This is a genomic window from Nonomuraea fuscirosea, from assembly GCF_035917475.1.
GTDB lineage: Bacteria > Actinomycetota > Actinomycetes > Streptosporangiales > Streptosporangiaceae > Nonomuraea > Nonomuraea fuscirosea.
Genome location: NZ_CP109074.1, coordinates 6062827 through 6080694 on the forward strand (window position 1 = coordinate 6062827; position 17868 = coordinate 6080694).

A 17868-nucleotide genomic window follows, 5' to 3' on the forward strand; every position below is an offset into this window, starting at 1 on the left:
GGCACCTCGATGGACCTGGACCACGCTCGCAAGATCGCTGTCGAGGCCGCGGAGGCGGCCGGCGCGCTGCTGCTGAAGGGCACGCGGGGGGCACTGGGCGTGCGGGCCAAGGGCGACGCGGGTGACGTGGTCACCGACCTCGACCTGGCCTCGGAGCGGCTGCTGCTGGACCGGATCCTGACGGCGTACCCGTCGCACACGGTGATCGCCGAGGAGTCGGGGCTGGTCGGCGCGGCGGGCGGCGAGTGGACGTGGCTGGTCGACCCGCTCGACGGCACCAACAACGTGGCGATCGGGCTGCCCGCCTACGTCGTGGGCCTGGCGCTGTGCCGCGACGGGCTGCCGCAGGTCGGCGTGGTGCACGACCCGGTGTCGGCGTGCACGTGGTCGGCCGTGCGGGGGCGGGGCGCGACGGCCTCATCGGGCGCGCGCCTGACCGCCGTCCACCGGCCGCACTCGCGCGGGCCGCTGCTGGCCTGGATCCAGGGGTACGACGTCGCCAGGGACGATCCGACCCTGCGCCGGCTGAAGACGGCGCTCGACCTCGACGCGCGCCGGGTGCTGCAACTGTGGGCGCCGCTGCTGGCGTGGGCGATGCTGGCACGCGGCGACATCGACGGCGTCGTGGGCTACCGGGCCGGGGTGATCGACCTGCCCGCGGGGGCGCTGCTGGCGATGGAGGCGGGCGCCGAGATCCGGGCGCTGGACGGCGGGCCGTACGAGGAGCGCGTGGACGCCGCGGAGACGCGCAGCTTCGTGGCGGCCCACCCCCGCTCCATGCCTGCACTTCTCTCCCTTCTGGGGTGAGGAAAAGTGCACGGATGATGTGTGTCTTTTGTCGATGAGTTCCGCCGCCGTTCGACGTCTTATTAGAGAGTGCCGAGGAAACGGCACCGCGGAGAGGAGCCCGACATGATGACCACCACCGAACTGGCGCAGGTGCTCTTCGCCACCCCCCTGCAGCCGTCCGACGACCTGTCCGCCTACCGGATCCGCGCGGCCGTGGACGAGCGGCTGTGCGCGTGCGGCGGCGACCCGGCGTGGTGCGCGGCGTACGTGGCGCAGGAGGCCGGCGACCACCCCGAGACGTACGTGCGCCGGATGCGCTGGGCCCTGGACGCGGTCACCGCCGCCTACGAGCCGGCCGCCGCCTGAGCCCCTGAGCCCTGAGCGCGTTCAGCCGAACGTGACCAGCGTCCACACCGTCACGAGCAGGCCGACGACGGCCAGCCCGGCGCCGGTGAGCAGGAAGCGCCGCATCGGGACCTTGACCCCGTGGCGGCGGCACGACTCGAACCACAGCAGCGTGGCCAGCGAGGCCCACGGGGTGACGACCGGGCCGACGTTGGTGCCGACCAGCAGCGCCAGCAGCAGGTCCCGGTCGGCGGCCGGGATGACGAGCTGGACGGCCTGGTAGGCGGGCAGGTTGTTGATCAGGTTGGACAGGCCCGCGCCGACCGCGGCGGCGCGGTATGGGTCGCCCTCGCCGCCGATCATCCAGGTCATGAGGGCGGACAGGCCGTGGTTGCTGAGCGTGGGCACGACCAGGAACAGGCCGGTCACGAAGATGAGCAGCTGCCAGGGCACCAGGCTCCAGGTCAGGCGTTCGCGGGCGCGCAGCAGGAAGGCCGCCAGGACGATGGCCGCCGCGGCGGTGGCGGCGACGGCGACGTGCGCCTTGAACAGCAGCAGGGCGATGAACAGCAGGCAGCCGGCCGAGGCGGCGGCGAACAGCGCGCGGTCGGCCACGGGCTCCAGGATCGGCGGGGTGTAGCGCAGGTCGCGGCGCTCGCCGCGGCGCCAGTAGAACGCCCACAGGAACGCCATCGTGACCGCGATGGCGGCGATCTGGGGGACCCACATGCGGGCGGCGAACTCCTGGGCGTCGAGGCCGATCTTCCTGATGCCGAGCAGGTTCGTCAGGTTGGACACGGGCAGCAGCAGGCTCGCCGTGTTGGCCAGCCAGATCGTGGTCATGGCCAGGGGGAGGGCGGCGATGCGGGCGCGGGGGGCGAGGGCGAGCATGACCGGGGTGAGCAGCACCGCCGTCGTGTCCAAGTTCAGAAATATCGTGACAAAAGACGCGAAAGCGGTACAAAGAAAGAAGAGGGCGGCGTAATTGCCGCGGCCGAGCACCGCCATCCTCGCCGCGATGGCGTCGAAGACCTGGGCCTCCTTGGTCAGCTCGGCCAGCAGGATGATCGCGACCAGGAAGACCAGCAGCGGGCCGATCTCGGTGAGGCTCCCGACCGCCTCGGCCCAGGGCAGCAGCCCGGTCGCCACGAAGACCAGGCCGAGAAGCAGCAGCCCGACCCTGATCAGGTCGAGCACGCCGAGACGCCGCAACACCCGACGATGATCGCACAAGGCGGGAAGCGGCAACACCCGAGGACGACCGCACACCGCCGGGAAAATGCCGATCCCGTGCCCGCATCGCCGGGGGATACTGAGCAGATGGCACGTGACGGCAGGCCGACCGAGATCTTCGTCAGCTACTCCCCCGCCGACACGGCATGGGCGACCTGGATCGCCTGGGAGCTGGAGGCGGCCGGCTACAAGACCATGATCCAGGCGTGGGACTTCGTGCCCGGCACCAACTTCATCGACTTCATGGACCGCGGGGTCAGCGAGGCGCAGCTGGTCGTGGCCGTGCTCTCGCGCAACTATCTCGGCTCCCGCTACGGGCGCATGGAGTGGCAGGCCGCGCTGCGCGCCGACCCCGACAATCCGTCCAACAAGCTCGTCACGATCAGGCTGGAGGACGTCCAGGTCGAGGGCCTGCTGTCCACGATCACGTGGGTCGATCTGCTCGGGGTCACCGACCCGGGGCAGGCCAGGGCGCAGTTGCTGAGCCGGGTCAGGGAGGCGATGTCCGGCCGGGCCAAGCCGGAGGCCGCGCCGGCCTTCCCCGACGGCTCCCGGGTGCCGCCGTCCCCGCCGACGCTGCCGCCGCCCGCCGAGCGGGCCAGGACGCGGCGCTCGCCGGTGACGGCGCCGAAGTTCCCGCCGGCGGCGGGCGACGACCGGGGGCGCGAGTCGATCAGCGTGCTGCACATCGGCGGCCCCAGGTTCGGCCGGGCGCTGCCCGACCCCGGCGACCCGTTCACGCCGGAGGACATGCAGGCGCACATCTGGGCCGATCTGACCGCCATGTACGACCGCGGCATGCCTCGCCCCGATCTCATGGTCGTCAGCGGTGACCTGACCGAGTCGGGCAGTCTCGGGCAGTTCGGGCAGGCGACGCGGTTCATCACCGACCTGCGGCTGCTGATCGGGCTGGAGCCGCACCGGCTGGTGCTGCTGCCCGGCCCGCGCGACGTGACTAAGGCCGCCGCGAGCGCGTACTTCATGACGTGCGAGGCCGACGACGTCAGCCCGCAGCCCCCCTACTGGCCCAAGTGGCGGCACTTCGCGAAGCTGTTCGGCGAGGTCTACCAGGGGCTGGACGACCGCGTGTTCGACGCCGCGCAGCCGTGGACACTGTTCGAGATCCCCGATCTGAAGGTGGTCGTGGCGGGGCTCAACTCGACGATGGCGATGAGTCATCTGGAACGCGACGCGTACGCGCTGCTCGGGGAGGCGCAGGCGGCGTGGTTCGCCGAGCGGCTGCGGCAGTTCGAGGAGGACGCCTGGCTGCGCCTCGGCGTGCTCGGCCATCCGCCGGGCGAGCTGCGCGACGTCCAGACGTTCGAGCGGCTGCTGGGCCACCGGCTCAACCTGCTCCTCCACGGCGGTTCAGGAAGCGGCACAGCCACCGGGTCCGCCGTGGAGGGGCGCATCGCCGCGCCGCGCTCGGGGCGGCACCAGGTCGTCGAGATCGGCCCCGACGGGCTGCGCGTCTGGCTGCCGGAAGGCCGGCCGGACGGGCGCCCCGAGTTGATCCGCTCACGCTGGCGGGCCGCGCGGACCACGTTCACCGGCCAGAGCCCGCCCGCCGCCGCGCCCGCGCCCCAGGCGGCCGAGCGCGAGCCGAGCCCGGTGGAGCTGCTGCTCGACCGCATCACCGAGGTGTGCGAGGCCCGGCACGAGCGGGCCAGGATCCGCAGGTTCGGCACCCATCTGGTGGTCACCCACCCTGAGGACGGGTTCGTCCGCCAGACGATGATCGGCGCGTACGCGGGCGACGCGGCCGAGGAGGCCGCGAACGAGTTCGCCCGGCGGGCCCACGCCGCCGGCCTGCCCGCCGAGCTCGTCTACCAGGGGCCGCCCGCCTCCCGCGCGCTGCGCGACGAGCTGATGCGCAAGGGCGTGCGGCTGCGCAGCTTCACCGAGTTCCAGGGGCTGCTCGATCTGAGCGGCTACGTCGGCGAGCAGACCGCCCGCCTGACCAACGACCGCCGCTACCCGCCCCACCTGTACGTGCCGCAGCGCTACCGCGAGCTCGACCGCCCCGGCAGCCAGGTCAAGCACGGCCTGACCGACGAGCTGATGCGGCTGCTGGCCGCCGACCACGGCCGGTTCCTGCTGCTGCTGGGCGACTTCGGCCACGGCAAGACGTTCGCGCTGCGCGAGCTGGCCCGCCGCATCCCCGCCGAGCTGCCGCACCTGACGCCGATCCTGATCGAACTGCGCGCCCTCGACAAGGCCCACTCGGTGGACGCGCTGGTCGCGGCCCATCTGGCGAGCCACGGCGAGGAGGTGATCGATCTCAAGGCGTTCCGCTACCTGCTCCGGCAGGGCCGGATCGTGCTGCTGTTCGACGGGTTCGACGAGCTGGTGACCCGGCTGACCTACGACCGCGCGGCCGACCACCTGTCCACGCTGCTGGCGGCGGCCGACGACAAGGCCAAGATCGTGGTGGCCAGCCGCACCCAGCACTTCAAGTCGCACAGCCAGGTGCTGACCTCGCTCGGCGAGATGGTCGGCGTGCTGCCGCAGCGGCGGGTGCTCGGCGTCGAGGACTTCACCCACGACCAGATCCGCTCCTACCTGGCCAACAGGTTCGCCGACGGCGACGAGGCCGGCGCCCGCATGTCGCTGATGGCCGAGATCGAGGACCTGCTCGCGCTGGCGCAGAACCCGCGCATGCTGAGCTTCATCGCCGACCTCGACGCCGACCGGCTCCGCACGGTCGCCGAGGCCCGCCACACGATCAGCCCGGCCCTGCTGTACGAGGAGATCCTCACCTCGTGGCTGGCCTTCGAGGAGCGGCGCGCCCGGGTCCCCGGCTCGGCCGTGGCCTTGACCGTCCAGGAGCTGTGGCGGGTCGTGACGGCGCTGGCGGTGCGGCTGTGGGAGAGCGGCGAGTCGCTGCTGGGCGTGGACGAGCTGACCGAGATCGGCGAGACGCTGACCGACCTGGCCGACGGGCAGCTCTCGGCCGCCCACGCCGCGTTCCGGATGGGCTCGGGCAGCCTGCTGGTCCGCACCGAGGAGGGGATGTTCGGGTTCATCCACGCGTCGGTGATGGAGTGGCTGATCGCCCGCCACATCGCCACGACCCTGGACAACCCGGTCCTGCTGTCGCTGCGGCCGCTGTCGGCGCTGACCGTCGAGTTCCTGTGCGACCTGGCCGACGTCCGCGCGCTGCGCGCCTGGGTGGCCGACCCCCAGCCCGACGACCAGGCCAAGGCCAACGCGGTCAAGATCGCCGCCAGGTTGCGCACGCCCGCCCGTACGGACCTGCGCGGCGCCAACCTGAAGGGCGAGGACCTGTCGGCCAGGGACCTGCGCGAGGTCGACCTCACCGGCGCCGACCTGTCGGAGACGACACTGGCGGGCACCAACCTGTCCAGGGCCACCCTGCGCGAGGCCAGGCTGGTGGGCGCGCGGCTCGACGGCGCCCAGCTCACCGGGGCCGACCTGCGCGGCGCCGACCTGTCGGGGGCCAGGCTGGCCCGGGTCGACCTGAGCGACGCCGCGGTCGAGGGCGCCCGCTGGCACCGGGCCGCGTTGATCGACGTGACCGGCACGCTGCCGCACCTGCCGGGCGCGGCCGTGGTGCCGGGGCAGCCGGTCGAGGTGCAGTTCGCGCCCGCCGGCATCGGCGTCCCGTACGGCTACCACTTCCAGACCAGCCGCCTGCCCGAGCCGATCGCCTACAGCCCCGACGGCTCCACGCTCGCGATCGGCAACGAGGACGGCGGCGTGCTGCTGTGCGCGGGCGGCGCGCCCGTGCGCACACTGCAAGGACACCAGGGCCGGGTGTACGCGGTCACGTTCGGCGGCGGCATGCTGGCCACCGGCGCCAGCGACGGCAACGTGCTGCTGTGGGACGCGATGACCGGCGAGCCCCTGCGTGGCCTGCGCGGCCACCCCGACGGCGTCTGGCCGGTCCGCTTCGACGCCTCGGGCGAGCTGGTCGCCGCGGGTGGCGGCGACGGCGTCGTCCGCGTCTGGGAGAGCGCCACCGGCCGGCTCGTGCACGAACTGGCCGGACACCAGGCCCCCGTCTTCACCGCCTCCTTCGGCCGCTCGTCGCTGGTCATCGGCGACTCGGCGGGCGTGGTCCGCGTCTGGGACCTGCGCTCGGGCAAGGTGCGGGTGACGCTCGGCGAGCACCGGGGCAGCGTCTACCGCGCCGTGCACAGCCCCGACGGCTCACTGCTGGCCACCGGCGACGAGGCGGGCACCGTCCGGCTCTGGGACACCGCCACCTGGCGGCTGCTGCACGAGCTGCACGGGCACCTGGGCAGCGTCTACTGCGTGACCTTCGCCCCCGACGGCTCGCTGCTGGCCACCGGCGACACGGCGGGCAGCGTCCGCCTGTGGGACCCGTCGGGCGAGTCGCGCGGCGTGCACCTCACCCACGCGGCGGCCGTCTACCAGGTCGCCTTCAGCCCCGACGGGCAGCTCCTGGCGACCGGCGACTCCGACGGCTCCGTACGCCTGCAGCGGCTCGGCGGCGGCCAGCAGATCGAGCTCACCGGGCACCGCAGCTCGGTGTGGCCGTTCGCGTTCAGCCCCGACGGCCGCCAGCTGGCCACCAGCAGCAACGACGGCACCGTGCGCCTGTGGGACCCTGGCAGCGGCCAGTGCCAGCGGGTGCTGCGCGGCCACGGCCGGCGGATCTCCTCGGTCAGGTTCAGCGCCGACGGCACCATGCTGGCCACCAGCGGCAACGACGGCATCGTCCGCCTGTGGGAGCCGCGCACCGCGCGGCGGCTGCGCGAGTTCACCGGCACGGCCGACCGGCTGGTCTCCGCCTCGTTCTCGCCGGCCGGGCCGACGCTGGCCACCGCCAGCAACGACGGCGGCGTGCACTTCTGGAACGCCGCCACCGGCGACTACGAGCGCGAGCTGCACGCCGAGACCGAGCACGTGTGGGCCGAGGCGTTCAGCCCCGACGGCAACCTGCTGGCCACGGCCAACGACGACGACAGCGTCCGCATCTGGTACCGCCCGACCGGGCGGCTGGCGGGCCACCTCACCGACCACCGGGGGCGGGTGCGCTCGATCGCGTTCAGCCCTGACGGCAACTACGTGGCCACCGGCTGCGACGACAAGCTCGTCCGTCTGTGGCACGTCGCCTCCGGCGGCCGGGTGGCGACCCTGGAGGGGCACACCGACCGCGTCTACTCCGTGGCCTTCTCCCCCGACGGCCGCCACCTCGCCAGCGCGGGCAACGACGGCAGGGCTCTGCTGTGGGAGCTGCGCCCCGGCCAGCCGTGGCAGCCCCGCCTGGTGCACACGCTCACCCACGCCGGCGGCAGGTTGTGGAGCGTGGCGTTCGACGCCTCCGGCCGCAGCCTGGCCACCGGCGGCGACGACCTGCTCGTCCGGGTCTGGGACACCGCCACCGGCCGCCCGCGGCACTCCCTGGCCGGGCACGCCCGCCGGGTCCTCTCGGTCGCCTACAGCCCCGCGGCCGACCTGCTGGCCAGCGCCGGCGACGACGGTGTGGTCATCCTGTGGGAGGGCGGCGAGCGGCGGGCGACCCTGCTCGGCCTGGCCGAGGGGTGGGCCGCCCTGGCGCCCGACGGCCGTTACAAGGTGCAGGGCGACTTCGCCGGGCAGTTCTGGCACGTCGTCGGGATGTCGCGGTTCGAGCTGGGCGAGCTCGACCCGTACCTGCCCGGGGTGCGGCAGGTGCCGCTCGACTCCCCCTTCTGATGCGGAAGACCTCGGCTTCTGAGGCTCCCCGCTTCAGAAGACCTCGACGCGGTCCATGCTGATCACCGTGCTGCCCGAGGCGGGGTTGCGCTCGCCGGTCACCCGGACCCGCAGCGTGTGCGCGCCGGGCGCCAGCACCGGGCTCAGATAGTTGAGCTGCTCTCCCACCCGGATGCCGCTGTAGTAGTCGACGCGCTGCTCGGGGCCGCCGTCGATGGAGATGGCCGCGATGCCGTTGCCCCGGTCTCGCACGCTCAGCAGCGCCACGCGGGTGCCGGTGAAGCTGACCGTCGCGGTCGCGCCGGCCTGGCCGCTCCAGTGGTCGTCACTCCAGAAGCACTGGTTGCCGCAGCCCGAGCCGGACTGCCACGAGCCGGCGTAGACGACCTGCGGATCGAAGTCGTTGATCACCGACGTGGCCGCGCCCGGATCGCCGGACGGCAGCTGCTGCGTGGCGCCCGCGGCGAGCGGCCGGCCGAAGCTCGGAGTGCCGTCGGCGTTCCAGCCGAACCGCTGCACCCGGGTGGTGCGGAAGTCGTAGGTGTACGTGCTCGTGTTCTTGCCGTGGTAGGCGATCCAGTCCTCGGTGCCGTCGGGCGAGCGGAAGAACGAGTGATGGCCCGGCCCCCACACGCCCGTCGCGTCGTTACGCGAGAACACCGGCCCGGCGTGCTGCCGCCAGTTCGCCGCCACCATCGGGTCGGCGCCGTCGGCGATGCTCTTCATCCAGAGCTGGTAGTCGGGCTTGCCGGTGTCGCAGGTGGAGTAGGTCAGGAACGTCCTGCCGTTGCGGTAGAGCGGTGTGGGGCCCTCGCGCACCTCCGTGCAGCCGCCGTCGGCCGGGATCGCGACCCGGCCGCCGGTGACCGTCCACGGGTTGCTCATCCTGGCGATGTAGAGCTGCGCGGGCCCGCCCATGCCGCGTCCCGGCCCCGTCCAGACGAAGTACGACTGACCGTTGTGGGTGATGGGCTCGCCGTCGATGGCGTACTCGCCGAAGTCGGCGATCTTGGCCTTGAACGCGTACGGGCCCATGGGGTCGTCGCCGGCGGACTCCAGCACGTACATGCGGTGGTTGGCGTCCACGCCGTCGGAGGCGGTGTAGTAGATGTACCAGCGCGATCCGACGTGACGGAAGGCCGGGGCCCACATCTGGGTGTTGCGGCTGCCGTCGCTGTCGCGCCAGACGACCTGCTCGGGGGCGGCCGGCAGCGTGGCCAGACTGGGCGAGCGCCAGATGCCGATCCGGTCGCCGCGCGTGGTGGCCACGTAGTAGTGGCCGGCGTGGTACATCAGGCTCGGGTCCGCCGACGGGTTGACCGGATTACGGAACGACCGCGTCGCCGCGGCGGCCGGAACCCCGGGGACGATCATGCCCAGGGCGACGGTCAAGGCCAGTAAGGCGGCACGCCAGGGGGTCGGGCGCGGCATCGGCGGTCCTTCCACGAACCTTGTCGGACGATCTTTCCGATGGTCATGGAAGAAAGTCATCCCGTCAACCGACGTACGACCCCGCCCAGCAACCCCCTCGGGTGCTGGTCAACCGCGGGCGGCGCGGCGGAGCAGCTCGGGCCAGACCTCCTCCACCCGCTCGTCCAGCTCCTCCAGCGGGCCGTCGTTGGGGATCACGATGTCGGCCGCGGCCAGCCGGTCCTCCCGGCTCGCCTGGGCGGCGATGCGGGCCTTGGCGTCGGCCTCCGGCATGCCGCGATGCTCGGCCAGCCGCCGGATGCGCAGATCGTCCGGCGCGTCGACGACGATGATCACGTCGTACATCGGGGCCAGGTTGTTCTCCACCAGGAGCGGCACGTCGTACACCATGATCGTGTCGTCGGCGGCCTCCTGCTGCAGCTGCGCCACCCGTTCCCCGACCAGCGGGTGAACGATCGCGTTGAGCGCCGCCAGCCGCTCGGAGTCGGCGAACACCACGGAGCCGAGCCGCTCCCGGTCGAGCGAACCGTCCGCGCGGAGCACCTCCTCACCGAACGTGGCCACCACCCTGGCCAGGCCCGGCGTGCCGGGCTCGACCACCTCACGAGCGATCTTGTCGGCGTCGATCACCATCGCACCCTTGGCCGACAGCCGCTTGGACACCTCGCTCTTGCCGGATCCGATGCCACCGGTAAGCCCGATTTTCAGCACTGTTGCAGCCTATCGACCCTCGGGGCGCATGGGACCCTCACGAGCACCCGATCACGAACGACCGGAGCCGCCCTCACCGCAGCGGAAGGAATCGATCACGAACGCGACCCGGACCGCCGTCACCGCGATGGAAGGGCTCCATCCGGTGTCCGGCGCAGATGGATCATCGTCAGGTGGTCGTCCATCCGCTCGCGGCTCGTCTCCCGATAGCCCAGACGACGGTAGAGCCGCAGATTCCCCTCCGACAGGTGACCGGTGAACAGGTCGAACGCCGTCGCCTCCGGCACCTGCTCGTGCAACGCGCGCAGCAGCGCCGTACCCACTCCCTGGCCCTGCCAGTCGGGAGCGACGACGAGGCGGCCGGCCAGACAGGTAGCGCCGGACATCTGCCCGCGCACCGCACCGACGATCCGGGCTCCATCGAGCGCCTTGAGCACGACCGCGCTCTCGATGACCTTGCGCACCTGCTCCAGCGACTCGATCAGCGGCGGGATGTAGGGGTCGCCGTAGAGCTGCGCCTCGCTGACGTACGCCGCCCGCTGCAGGGTGAGGATCTCGCCCGCGTCCGCCGCCACCGCCCGTTCGATCACCACGTCCAGCACCCTATCCCAGGGGACGCACCCGACCCCGGGCTCATCTCAGAGGGAATGCCGGACCGCAAGCTGATCTCGGGCCGACCATGAGCTCTCCTCAGTGGAAGCGCCCGGCCGTGAGCTCTCCGGGGCACAGAGTGCGCGGCCTGGGCAGCACCCCGTTGACGAGATAGTCGTGGACACGGGCACGCAGACAGGCCGCACGCAACTTGCCGGCTCCCTGCAACAGATACGCGTCCTGCCCATCACCGTGCCACAACACCCTCGCCCCGGGAATCCGCTTGGCAGCCCTCGCCGCAGCGGCGGGCGGGTTACCCGCATCCAGCCTGCCGATGCCAACCAGCACCGACGACCTCCCACCTGCCGCCACCGACACAACGGACCCCTCACCACCGGCCATCGTCCCCGGCAGCACTGATCCTTCACCTCCGATCACCGGCACCCGCAGAACGGAGCCCCCGCCACCAGGCGACATCCACACCACGGCGCCCTCATCCCCAGCCCTCACCGGCACTGGCGCCACCAACTCCTCGCCTTCGATCATCTCCACCAGCGGCACAGAACTCTCGCCACCGCGCGTCACTCGCACCACAGGATCCCCACCACCCGCCGTCGCCACCGGCGGCACGGAGCCCTTGGCGCCATCTCCTTGGCCGCCGCTGTTCTCCCCGACCGATGTCGCCGCGTGGGGTGGCCGGGGTGGCCGGGGTGGGAGGGGTCGCAGGCCGAGGCAGCGGGCGATTTCGTGGCGGCCGGTCAGCCATCCGACGCGCGGAGCCAAGGCACGCAGGCGTGACTCCATCGTCAGGAAGCGCCGGTAGCCGGGCACGACCGGCATGAAGTCGTGGCACCACGTCGAGCGGGCCACTGTCCCGGGTTCCGCCGGGCGTGTCACGGACGCCATCGCGGCCAGGGCGCTCAGGTCGCCCGCTTCGGCCGCCGACAGTGCCCGTGCCAGCTCCGGCCAGCGCTCCGGGGTGAGTCCGGCGAGTACGGCGGCCACCACCTGGTAGCCGCTCACCACACCAGCCCCGTGCCCCGGGCCCGCCTTGCCCAGCCGGCCCGACGGGTTCGCGGCCGACGGTGCTCGTTCGAGGAGGTCGTCGAGCACCGCCACGGCGTCGTCGTCAGCGAGGGGGCAGCCCGGCTGGTTGGCGCACCAGTCGCTGAAGGCCGACAGCCGGCGTTCGGCCGCGCGGGCGTGGGCGATCAGCCGCCGTCCCAGGCCGGTCCCGGGATGGTCGGGCAGCCCCTCCAGGTACATCCGCCCGACCCGGCGCGGGAACAGCTCCGCGTACGCCCGCCCGTACACCGCCCCGTACGCGTTGCCGAAGTACCGCAGCCGGTGCTGGCCGAGCGCGGCGCGCAGGGCGTCGAGGTCGTGCGCCACCTGCCTGGACGTGAGGCCGGCGTACGCGGGACCGGCGGCGAGGCGGCAACTGCGGTCGTAGGCGGCGTTGTCACGGGCGTAGGCGCGCCAGGCGGCCGGGCCGGGGGCGAGCTGGATCCGGCGCGGGTCGGGCGGCGGCACGGAGCAACGCACCATGGCGGCACTCCCCCGGTCGCCGATCCCGCGCCCCTCGACGAACACGACATCGAACCACCGCGCCAGCTCACTCACCGCATCGGGCCTGGCACGCACACTCTGAATGGTGGACCCCTCACCGACGTTCACCACCAGCGGGCCCAGACTCCGGGCGGGGTCACGCGCGGGCATCCTGGCCACATCGACTTCCGTACGGGGCCCGCGCGGAGCCGCCCAGTCCACGGGCACGGCCAGCTTCGCGCACTCCAGCCCGTCACCACAGCCCCGCCACACCACCCCGCTCCCGTCGTTCACCAATCCCCCCGAAGGAGGCGGCGAGGGCGAAACCCACGGCCGCGCTCCCCCAGACCCGGCCGCGACAGGCCCGGCCACCTCAGACGCGTTCATCCCAGACCCATTCACCTCAGAGCCGCTCACCCCAGACCCGCTCACCTCAGGCCCCTTCACCTCAGAGCCGCTCACCCCAGACCCGCTCACCCCAGACCCGCTCACCCCAGGCCCGTTCACCTCAGGCCCCTTCACCACCGGTGTGCCGACGGGCCGGGCAGCGCTCATCTGCGCCCCGAAGAACCTCACGTCCCGCGGCTCCGCCCGGGACGACTCGTGCTCGCGCCCCTCCACACCGAAGGACCCCTGATCGCGAACCCCCACCTCGGAGGACGCGTAATCGCGTACCCCCATTTCGGAGGACCTCCGATCGCCGACTTTTGCCTCCGAAGACCCCTGATCGGGTGCGTCCACGCCGACGGTCGGTGGTGGAGCCGTGGCGGTGGCGGCTGTGGCGGTTGTGAAGGTGGCGGCCGTGGAGGTGGCGGCCGTGGAGGCGGTGGAGTTGGTGGCGGTGGTGGCGGTGGCTGGGGTGAGTGTCGGGGTTGTTGCCAGGGCTGTTGCGAGTGCCGTCATGGCGAGCGGCCGGAGGGGTGTAGCCCAGATCGTTCGTTGAACCATGCCCACCGCGTAGCCCCCGAGAAAGTCGTGACCAACAGCAGGACGACAGTCTCCCAGCAGCCAAGCGCGCAGGTCAGAGCCTTGCAAAGAGCGGTGGGTAAAATCTTGCGACTCCTCAGCGGACTGTCCGGAAAAATGCGCGTATGCCGTCCACCAGCGGCTCGGGGGCCGCCATGGCGACCATGTGGCTGGGGCTCTGGGCCGTTCCCCAGTAGACGATGTCGTTCCCACGCTCGGCGATCCGCCGCATCGCCGCGGGCCCGCCGTGCGTCACCCCGGTGGGTACGGCGCGCTGGTCGCGGGGCAGGCCGGCGGCCCCTTCGTAGTACGTCCAGGAGGAGGAGCCGCCGGTCTCCGTCAGCCAGTACAGGGTGGCGTTGGTCAGCACAAGGTCCCGGTCGATCGGCTCGGCCCCCGGCCCCCACCCGTCGAACTCCTTGTATCGCTCCACCAGGTACGCCAGCTGCGCCACCGGCGAGTCGGCGAACCCGTACGCGAGCGTCTGCGGCCTGGCGGCCAGGTACGGCCCGTACCCGCTGCCCTGGCCCATCCACTGGGTCAGCTCCTTCAGCTCGGCGAGCTCCTCGTCGGAGAGCCCGTCCAGCTCCGCCGGGTCGCCTGTGGGGATGCCGAGGCCGGCCGTGATGAGGGAGCCCACCACGTGCTCGGGAGCCAGGGCGGCCAGCCGCGGGGTGACCAGCGCGCCCGCGTCGTTGCCGTGCGCGCCGTAGCGCTCGTACCCGAGCCGGCTCATCAGCTCGGCCCACGTGCGGGCCACGCGATCGACGCTCCACGGCCGCTCGTCGGCGGGGGCGGGGAACGGCGAGAAGCCGAAGCCGGGCAGCGACGGGGCCACGACGTGGAAGGCGATGCCGGGGTCGAGCCCGTGCCCGCGCGGGTCGGTGAGCGGCCCGATGACGTCGAGGAACTCGGCGACGGAGTTGGGCCAGCTGTGCGTGATGATCAGCGGCAGCGCGTCCGGCTCGGGTGAGCGGACGTGCATGAAGTGGAGGGGCTGGCCGTCGATGGTGGTGCTGAACTGCGCGAACGCGTTCAGCCTGGCCTCCTGGGCGCGCCAGTCGAACCCGTCGGCCCAGTAGCCGGCCAGGTCCCGCAGGTAGGCCACGGGCACGCCCCTGCTCCAGCCGCCGGGCAGTTGCGCCGCCCACCGGGTACGCCGCAGCCGTTCGCGCAGGTCGTCGAGGTCTGCTTGCGGGATATCGATGCGGAAGGGCTTGATGATCTCGTCCATACCGGCGACAGTAGAAGGACATGCGGAAAGCCTGCTTCCGCGTTACCCCGCCGCGCGATGATTTCGCCACGAATCGCCGACCAGGTCTACGAATCGCCGACAAAGTCCGCGAACCGCGGGCAAGGTCCGAAAATCATCGGCAAGGTCCGGGAATCGTCGGCGAGGTCCGAGAGATCCTGCCCGGGCGGAGAGCTCGCGGGAACACACGGCTCGCACGAAACGCCGCACGCCGCACGCCACACGCCGCACGCCGCACGCCACACGCCACACGCCACACGCCACACGCCACACGCCACACGCCACACGCCACACGCCGAGTCGATGAAACATCGCACGCCGCTCGTACGGGCATCCGTGCTGACCCGCCCGGGCAGACCGAGCCCGGCCCGAGCAGCCGGGCACGCGAAAGGCCCCGCACGAGTTTCCGTGCGGGGCCCTTCGTTCTAGCGGTGCCTCAGGCGGCCGAAGTCAGGGACTTCAGCTCTGGCCGCCCGCGAGCTTCTCGCGCAGAGCCGCGAGCGCCTCGTCAGAGGCGAGCGCGCCGCTGGCCGGAGCCGACGAGGAGGAGCCGCCCTGCGGGGCCTGCGTCTCGCCGCTGTAGGACGAGGGAGCGGCCTCGCCGGCCTCCGCCTCGGCCTTGCGGGCCTCCTCGATCTGCTTCTTGTGGGCCTCGAAGCGGGTCTGGGCCTCGGCGTACTGCCGCTCCCAGTCCTCGCGCTGCTTGTCGAAGCCCTCGAGCCACTCCCCGGTCTCCGGGTCGAAGCCCTCGGGGTAGATGTAGTTGCCCTGGTCGTCGTACGTGGCCGCCATGCCGTAGAGGGTCGGGTCGAACTCGACCTCGGTGCCGACGCCCTCGTTGGCCTGCTTCAGCGAGAGGCTGATGCGGCGACGGTCGAGGTCGATGTCGATGATCTTCACGAAGATCTCGTCGCCGACCTGGACGACCTGCTCCGGAATCTCCACGTGGCGCTCGGCCAGCTCGGAGATGTGGACCAGGCCCTCGATGCCCTCCTCGACCCGGACGAACGCACCGAACGGCACCAGCTTGGTGACGCGGCCCGGCACGACCTGGCCGATCTGGTGGGTGCGGGCGAACTGCTGCCACGGGTCTTCCTGGGTGGCCTTGAGCGACAGGGAGACGCGCTCGCGCTCCATGTCGACGTCGAGGACCTCGACCGTGACCTCCTGGCCCACCTCGACGACCTCGGACGGGTGGTCGATGTGCTTCCAGGACAGCTCGGACACGTGGACCAGGCCGTCGACGCCGCCGAGGTCCACGAACGCACCGAAGTTGACGATCGAGGAGACGACGCCCTTGCGGACCTGCCCCTTCTGGAGGGTGTTGAGGAAGGTCTGGCGGACCTCGGACTGCGTCTGCTCCAGCCAGGCGCGGCGCGACAGAACCACGTTGTTGCGGTTCTTGTCGAGCTCGATGATCTTGGCTTCGAGCTCACGGCCGACGTAGGGCTGCAGATCGCGGACCCGGCGCATCTCGACGAGGGACGCGGGCAGGAAGCCCCGCAGGCCGATGTCGAGGATGAGGCCGCCCTTGACGACCTCGATGACGGTGCCGGTGACGATGCCGTCCTCGTCCTTGATCTTCTCGATCGTGCCCCAGGCCCGCTCGTACTGAGCGCGCTTCTTGGACAGGATCAGCCGGCCCTCCTTGTCCTCCTTCTGGAGGACCAGGGCTTCGACGTGCTCTCCGACTTCCACGACGTCAGCAGGATCGACATCGTGCTTGATCGAAAGCTCACGCGAGGGGATGACACCCTCGGTCTTGTAGCCGATATCGAGAAGAACCTCGTCTCGATCGACCTTGACGACGGTGCCCTCGACGATGTCGCCGTCGTTGAAGTACTTGATGGTCTCGTCGATCGCCGCGAGGAAGGCTTCCTCGGACCCGATGTCGTTGACCGCTACCTGCGGGGTGCTCGAGGTGGCCTCAGTGCTGGACGTCATGTGTGGAATTGCTCCGAACGCGGACAGGATGTCGATGTGGCGGATGCGCGGCAGGCCCTCTTCCGCATCAAGCCGAGGAATTACGACATCGACGTGACCGAGCGCGAGCCCGCTCCGTCTGAGGCGCGCGCGAGCCCACAGCGCAGCGATCAGCATATGAGACCTTCGCCACTGGGTCAATCCGGGGAGGATTCAGTAGGCGATGACCTGGAGCCCTCGCTTGGCGACGATATTACCCCGCCGTTTCTCCGGGATGGAGATCCGCTCCGGGTCGCCGTCGCTGACGTAGCGCTCACCAGGGTGCCTGTCCAGCCAGTCGAGCCAGTACTGCGAGCACCACTTGCGGCACTCGCCCTTCTTGCCGTTGCTCTGGATGCGCTGGATCGCACCACGGTCGAACTTTTTCGCGTAGGGCGAAAGCGATGGCTCGGCTCCCGCGAGGAACACGCCCGCGAAATCATACCTCGTGCCGTCCCATGATCCGCTTCTGGCGGATTTCTTGCCCCGCGGCATGGATCCGTACGGCAGGGCCATGGTCTCCGACGGCGGCGCGCCGAGCTTCTTGAGCAGCCGTTCGACCCTGACGATCTGCTCGCGGACCTTCTTGCGTTTGAGCACGCGCAGATTGGGGTGGGTCCAGGTGTGGTTGGCCACCTCGTAGCCGTGCTCGGTCAGCCACCGTACGGCGGCCGCCTGCGTGTCGTGCTCGCGCAGGCCGAACGGCTCCTTGTTGACCCAGAACGTGGCCACCGGCCGGAAGCCGGGATGGCGGGAGGCGACGTCCTGGATCACGCCGACGGCCGTGTCGGGCCGGGGATCGCCGCTCGCGTCCAGCCCGAAGTGGCTGGGGTGGCCGTCGTCGAAGGTCAGCACGACCGGGAACTTGCCCGCCGGCACGTGGATCTCCCCGCGGACGAACTCCCTGGCGGTGATCGGCACGTAACCCCGCTTGGCCAGCTTCTCCAGCTCCTTCCTGAGCTGGGCGGGCGTCCGGTCGAGCGAGGCGAGCCGCTTGGCCAGGATGCGGTGGTACATCAGCACCGGCACCAGCCCCGCCTCGTTGGCGCGCACCTGCCGGGCGAACTCCGGCGTGGAGACCACGCCGGGCGGCAATCCGACGGGGGCCGGCGTGGCGGGCGGGCGGGCGGCCTCGTCGGCGCCCTTCACCGTGGCCGTCTCCTGAGGCTTGGCGTGTGGTCTCGGCTCGCCGGGTAAGAGGCTCAGCCCGACGATGGCGACCGAGATCACCACCACGTTCGCCAGCCCGATGATGCGCATGAGGGAAGCTGGTAGCCGCACAGAACTCCCGGCCGATCGGTGAAATCCGCTCCAGACTAGTGCAGAAGCCGCGCGCCGGCCCGCCCTGCCGCCGC

12 protein-coding genes are annotated in these 17868 nt (G+C 71.6%); 4 read left to right on the plus strand and 8 right to left on the minus strand.

The features are described from left to right. Positions 1 to 9 precede the first annotated feature (9 nt). A complete protein-coding gene (locus tag OIE67_RS27660; RefSeq protein ID WP_106244744.1) occupies positions 10 to 807 on the plus strand; it encodes an inositol monophosphatase family protein in 798 nt (265 codons plus the stop codon). A 105-nt stretch (positions 808 to 912) separates the two neighbouring features. Next, on the plus strand, positions 913 to 1155 hold the full coding sequence (locus OIE67_RS27665; protein WP_146178341.1) for a hypothetical protein: 243 nt from the start codon (positions 913 to 915) through the stop codon (positions 1153 to 1155). A gap of 21 nt (positions 1156 to 1176) precedes the next feature. On the opposite strand, the gene OIE67_RS27670 is transcribed toward OIE67_RS27665, so the two are convergent. After that, complete coding sequence (locus tag OIE67_RS27670; protein WP_326625865.1) at positions 1177 to 2349, minus strand: ArsB/NhaD family transporter; 1173 nt, start codon at positions 2347 to 2349, stop codon at positions 1177 to 1179. A 105-nt stretch (positions 2350 to 2454) separates the two neighbouring features. On the opposite strand from OIE67_RS27670, the gene OIE67_RS27675 reads away from it, so the two are divergent. Further along, positions 2455 to 8052, plus strand: a complete 5598-nt coding sequence (locus OIE67_RS27675; RefSeq protein ID WP_326625867.1) for a WD40 domain-containing protein — start codon at positions 2455 to 2457, stop codon at positions 8050 to 8052. Positions 8053 to 8085: 33 nt separating this feature from the next. On the opposite strand, the gene OIE67_RS27680 is transcribed toward OIE67_RS27675, so the two are convergent. The 4 genes from OIE67_RS27680 to OIE67_RS27695 form a co-directional block, all read right to left on the minus strand. Further along, positions 8086 to 9483, minus strand: coding sequence for a glycoside hydrolase family 43 protein (locus OIE67_RS27680; protein WP_326625869.1), 1398 nt, complete (start codon positions 9481 to 9483; stop codon positions 8086 to 8088). 108 nt (positions 9484 to 9591) lie between these two features. Further along, a complete protein-coding gene (gene coaE / locus OIE67_RS27685; protein ID WP_326625871.1) occupies positions 9592 to 10194 on the minus strand; it encodes a dephospho-CoA kinase in 603 nt (200 codons plus the stop codon). 119 nt (positions 10195 to 10313) lie between these two features. After that, positions 10314 to 10784, minus strand: a complete 471-nt coding sequence (locus OIE67_RS27690) for a GNAT family N-acetyltransferase (RefSeq protein ID WP_326645492.1) — start codon at positions 10782 to 10784, stop codon at positions 10314 to 10316. Between the two features lie 100 nt (positions 10785 to 10884). Further along, complete coding sequence (locus tag OIE67_RS27695) at positions 10885 to 12627, minus strand: alpha/beta hydrolase (protein ID WP_326625872.1); 1743 nt, start codon at positions 12625 to 12627, stop codon at positions 10885 to 10887. Positions 12628 to 13102: 475 nt separating this feature from the next. On the opposite strand from OIE67_RS27695, the gene OIE67_RS27700 reads away from it, so the two are divergent. After that, positions 13103 to 13276, plus strand: a complete 174-nt coding sequence (locus tag OIE67_RS27700; protein WP_326625874.1) for a hypothetical protein — start codon at positions 13103 to 13105, stop codon at positions 13274 to 13276. A 120-nt stretch (positions 13277 to 13396) separates the two neighbouring features. Here the strand turns inward: OIE67_RS27700 and OIE67_RS27705 are convergent, their stop codons facing one another. From OIE67_RS27705 to OIE67_RS27715, 3 genes are all read right to left on the minus strand, one after another. Then, positions 13397 to 14533 carry an epoxide hydrolase family protein gene (locus OIE67_RS27705; protein WP_326625876.1) on the minus strand — a complete coding sequence of 379 codons (1137 nt, stop codon included), beginning with the start codon at positions 14531 to 14533 and terminating at the stop codon, positions 13397 to 13399. Positions 14534 to 15010: 477 nt separating this feature from the next. Continuing rightward, entirely contained in the window at positions 15011 to 16495 is a 1485-nt protein-coding gene (gene rpsA, locus OIE67_RS27710) for a 30S ribosomal protein S1 (protein ID WP_106244732.1), read from the minus strand. Positions 16496 to 16687: 192 nt separating this feature from the next. Beyond that, a complete protein-coding gene (locus OIE67_RS27715; protein ID WP_326625878.1) occupies positions 16688 to 17773 on the minus strand; it encodes a polysaccharide deacetylase family protein in 1086 nt (361 codons plus the stop codon). Between the last annotated feature and the right edge of the window lie 95 nt (positions 17774 to 17868).

Bases quoted from the DNA above. Each gene is read 5' to 3' on its own strand.
- OIE67_RS27715 (WP_326625878.1), bottom strand. From the start codon at position 17,773: ATGCGCATCATCGGGCTGGCGAACGTGGTGGTGATCTCGGTCGCCATC.
- OIE67_RS27680 (WP_326625869.1), bottom strand. From the start codon at position 9,483: ATGCCGCGCCCGACCCCCTGGCGTGCCGCCTTACTGGCCTTGACCGTC.
- OIE67_RS27665 (WP_146178341.1), top strand. From the start codon at position 913: ATGATGACCACCACCGAACTGGCGCAGGTGCTCTTCGCCACCCCCCTG.
- rpsA (WP_106244732.1), bottom strand. From the start codon at position 16,495: ATGACGTCCAGCACTGAGGCCACCTCGAGCACCCCGCAGGTAGCGGTC.
- OIE67_RS27705 (WP_326625876.1), bottom strand. From the start codon at position 14,533: ATGGACGAGATCATCAAGCCCTTCCGCATCGATATCCCGCAAGCAGAC.
- OIE67_RS27660 (WP_106244744.1), top strand. From the start codon at position 10: ATGGACCTGGACCACGCTCGCAAGATCGCTGTCGAGGCCGCGGAGGCG.
- OIE67_RS27675 (WP_326625867.1), top strand. From the start codon at position 2,455: ATGGCACGTGACGGCAGGCCGACCGAGATCTTCGTCAGCTACTCCCCC.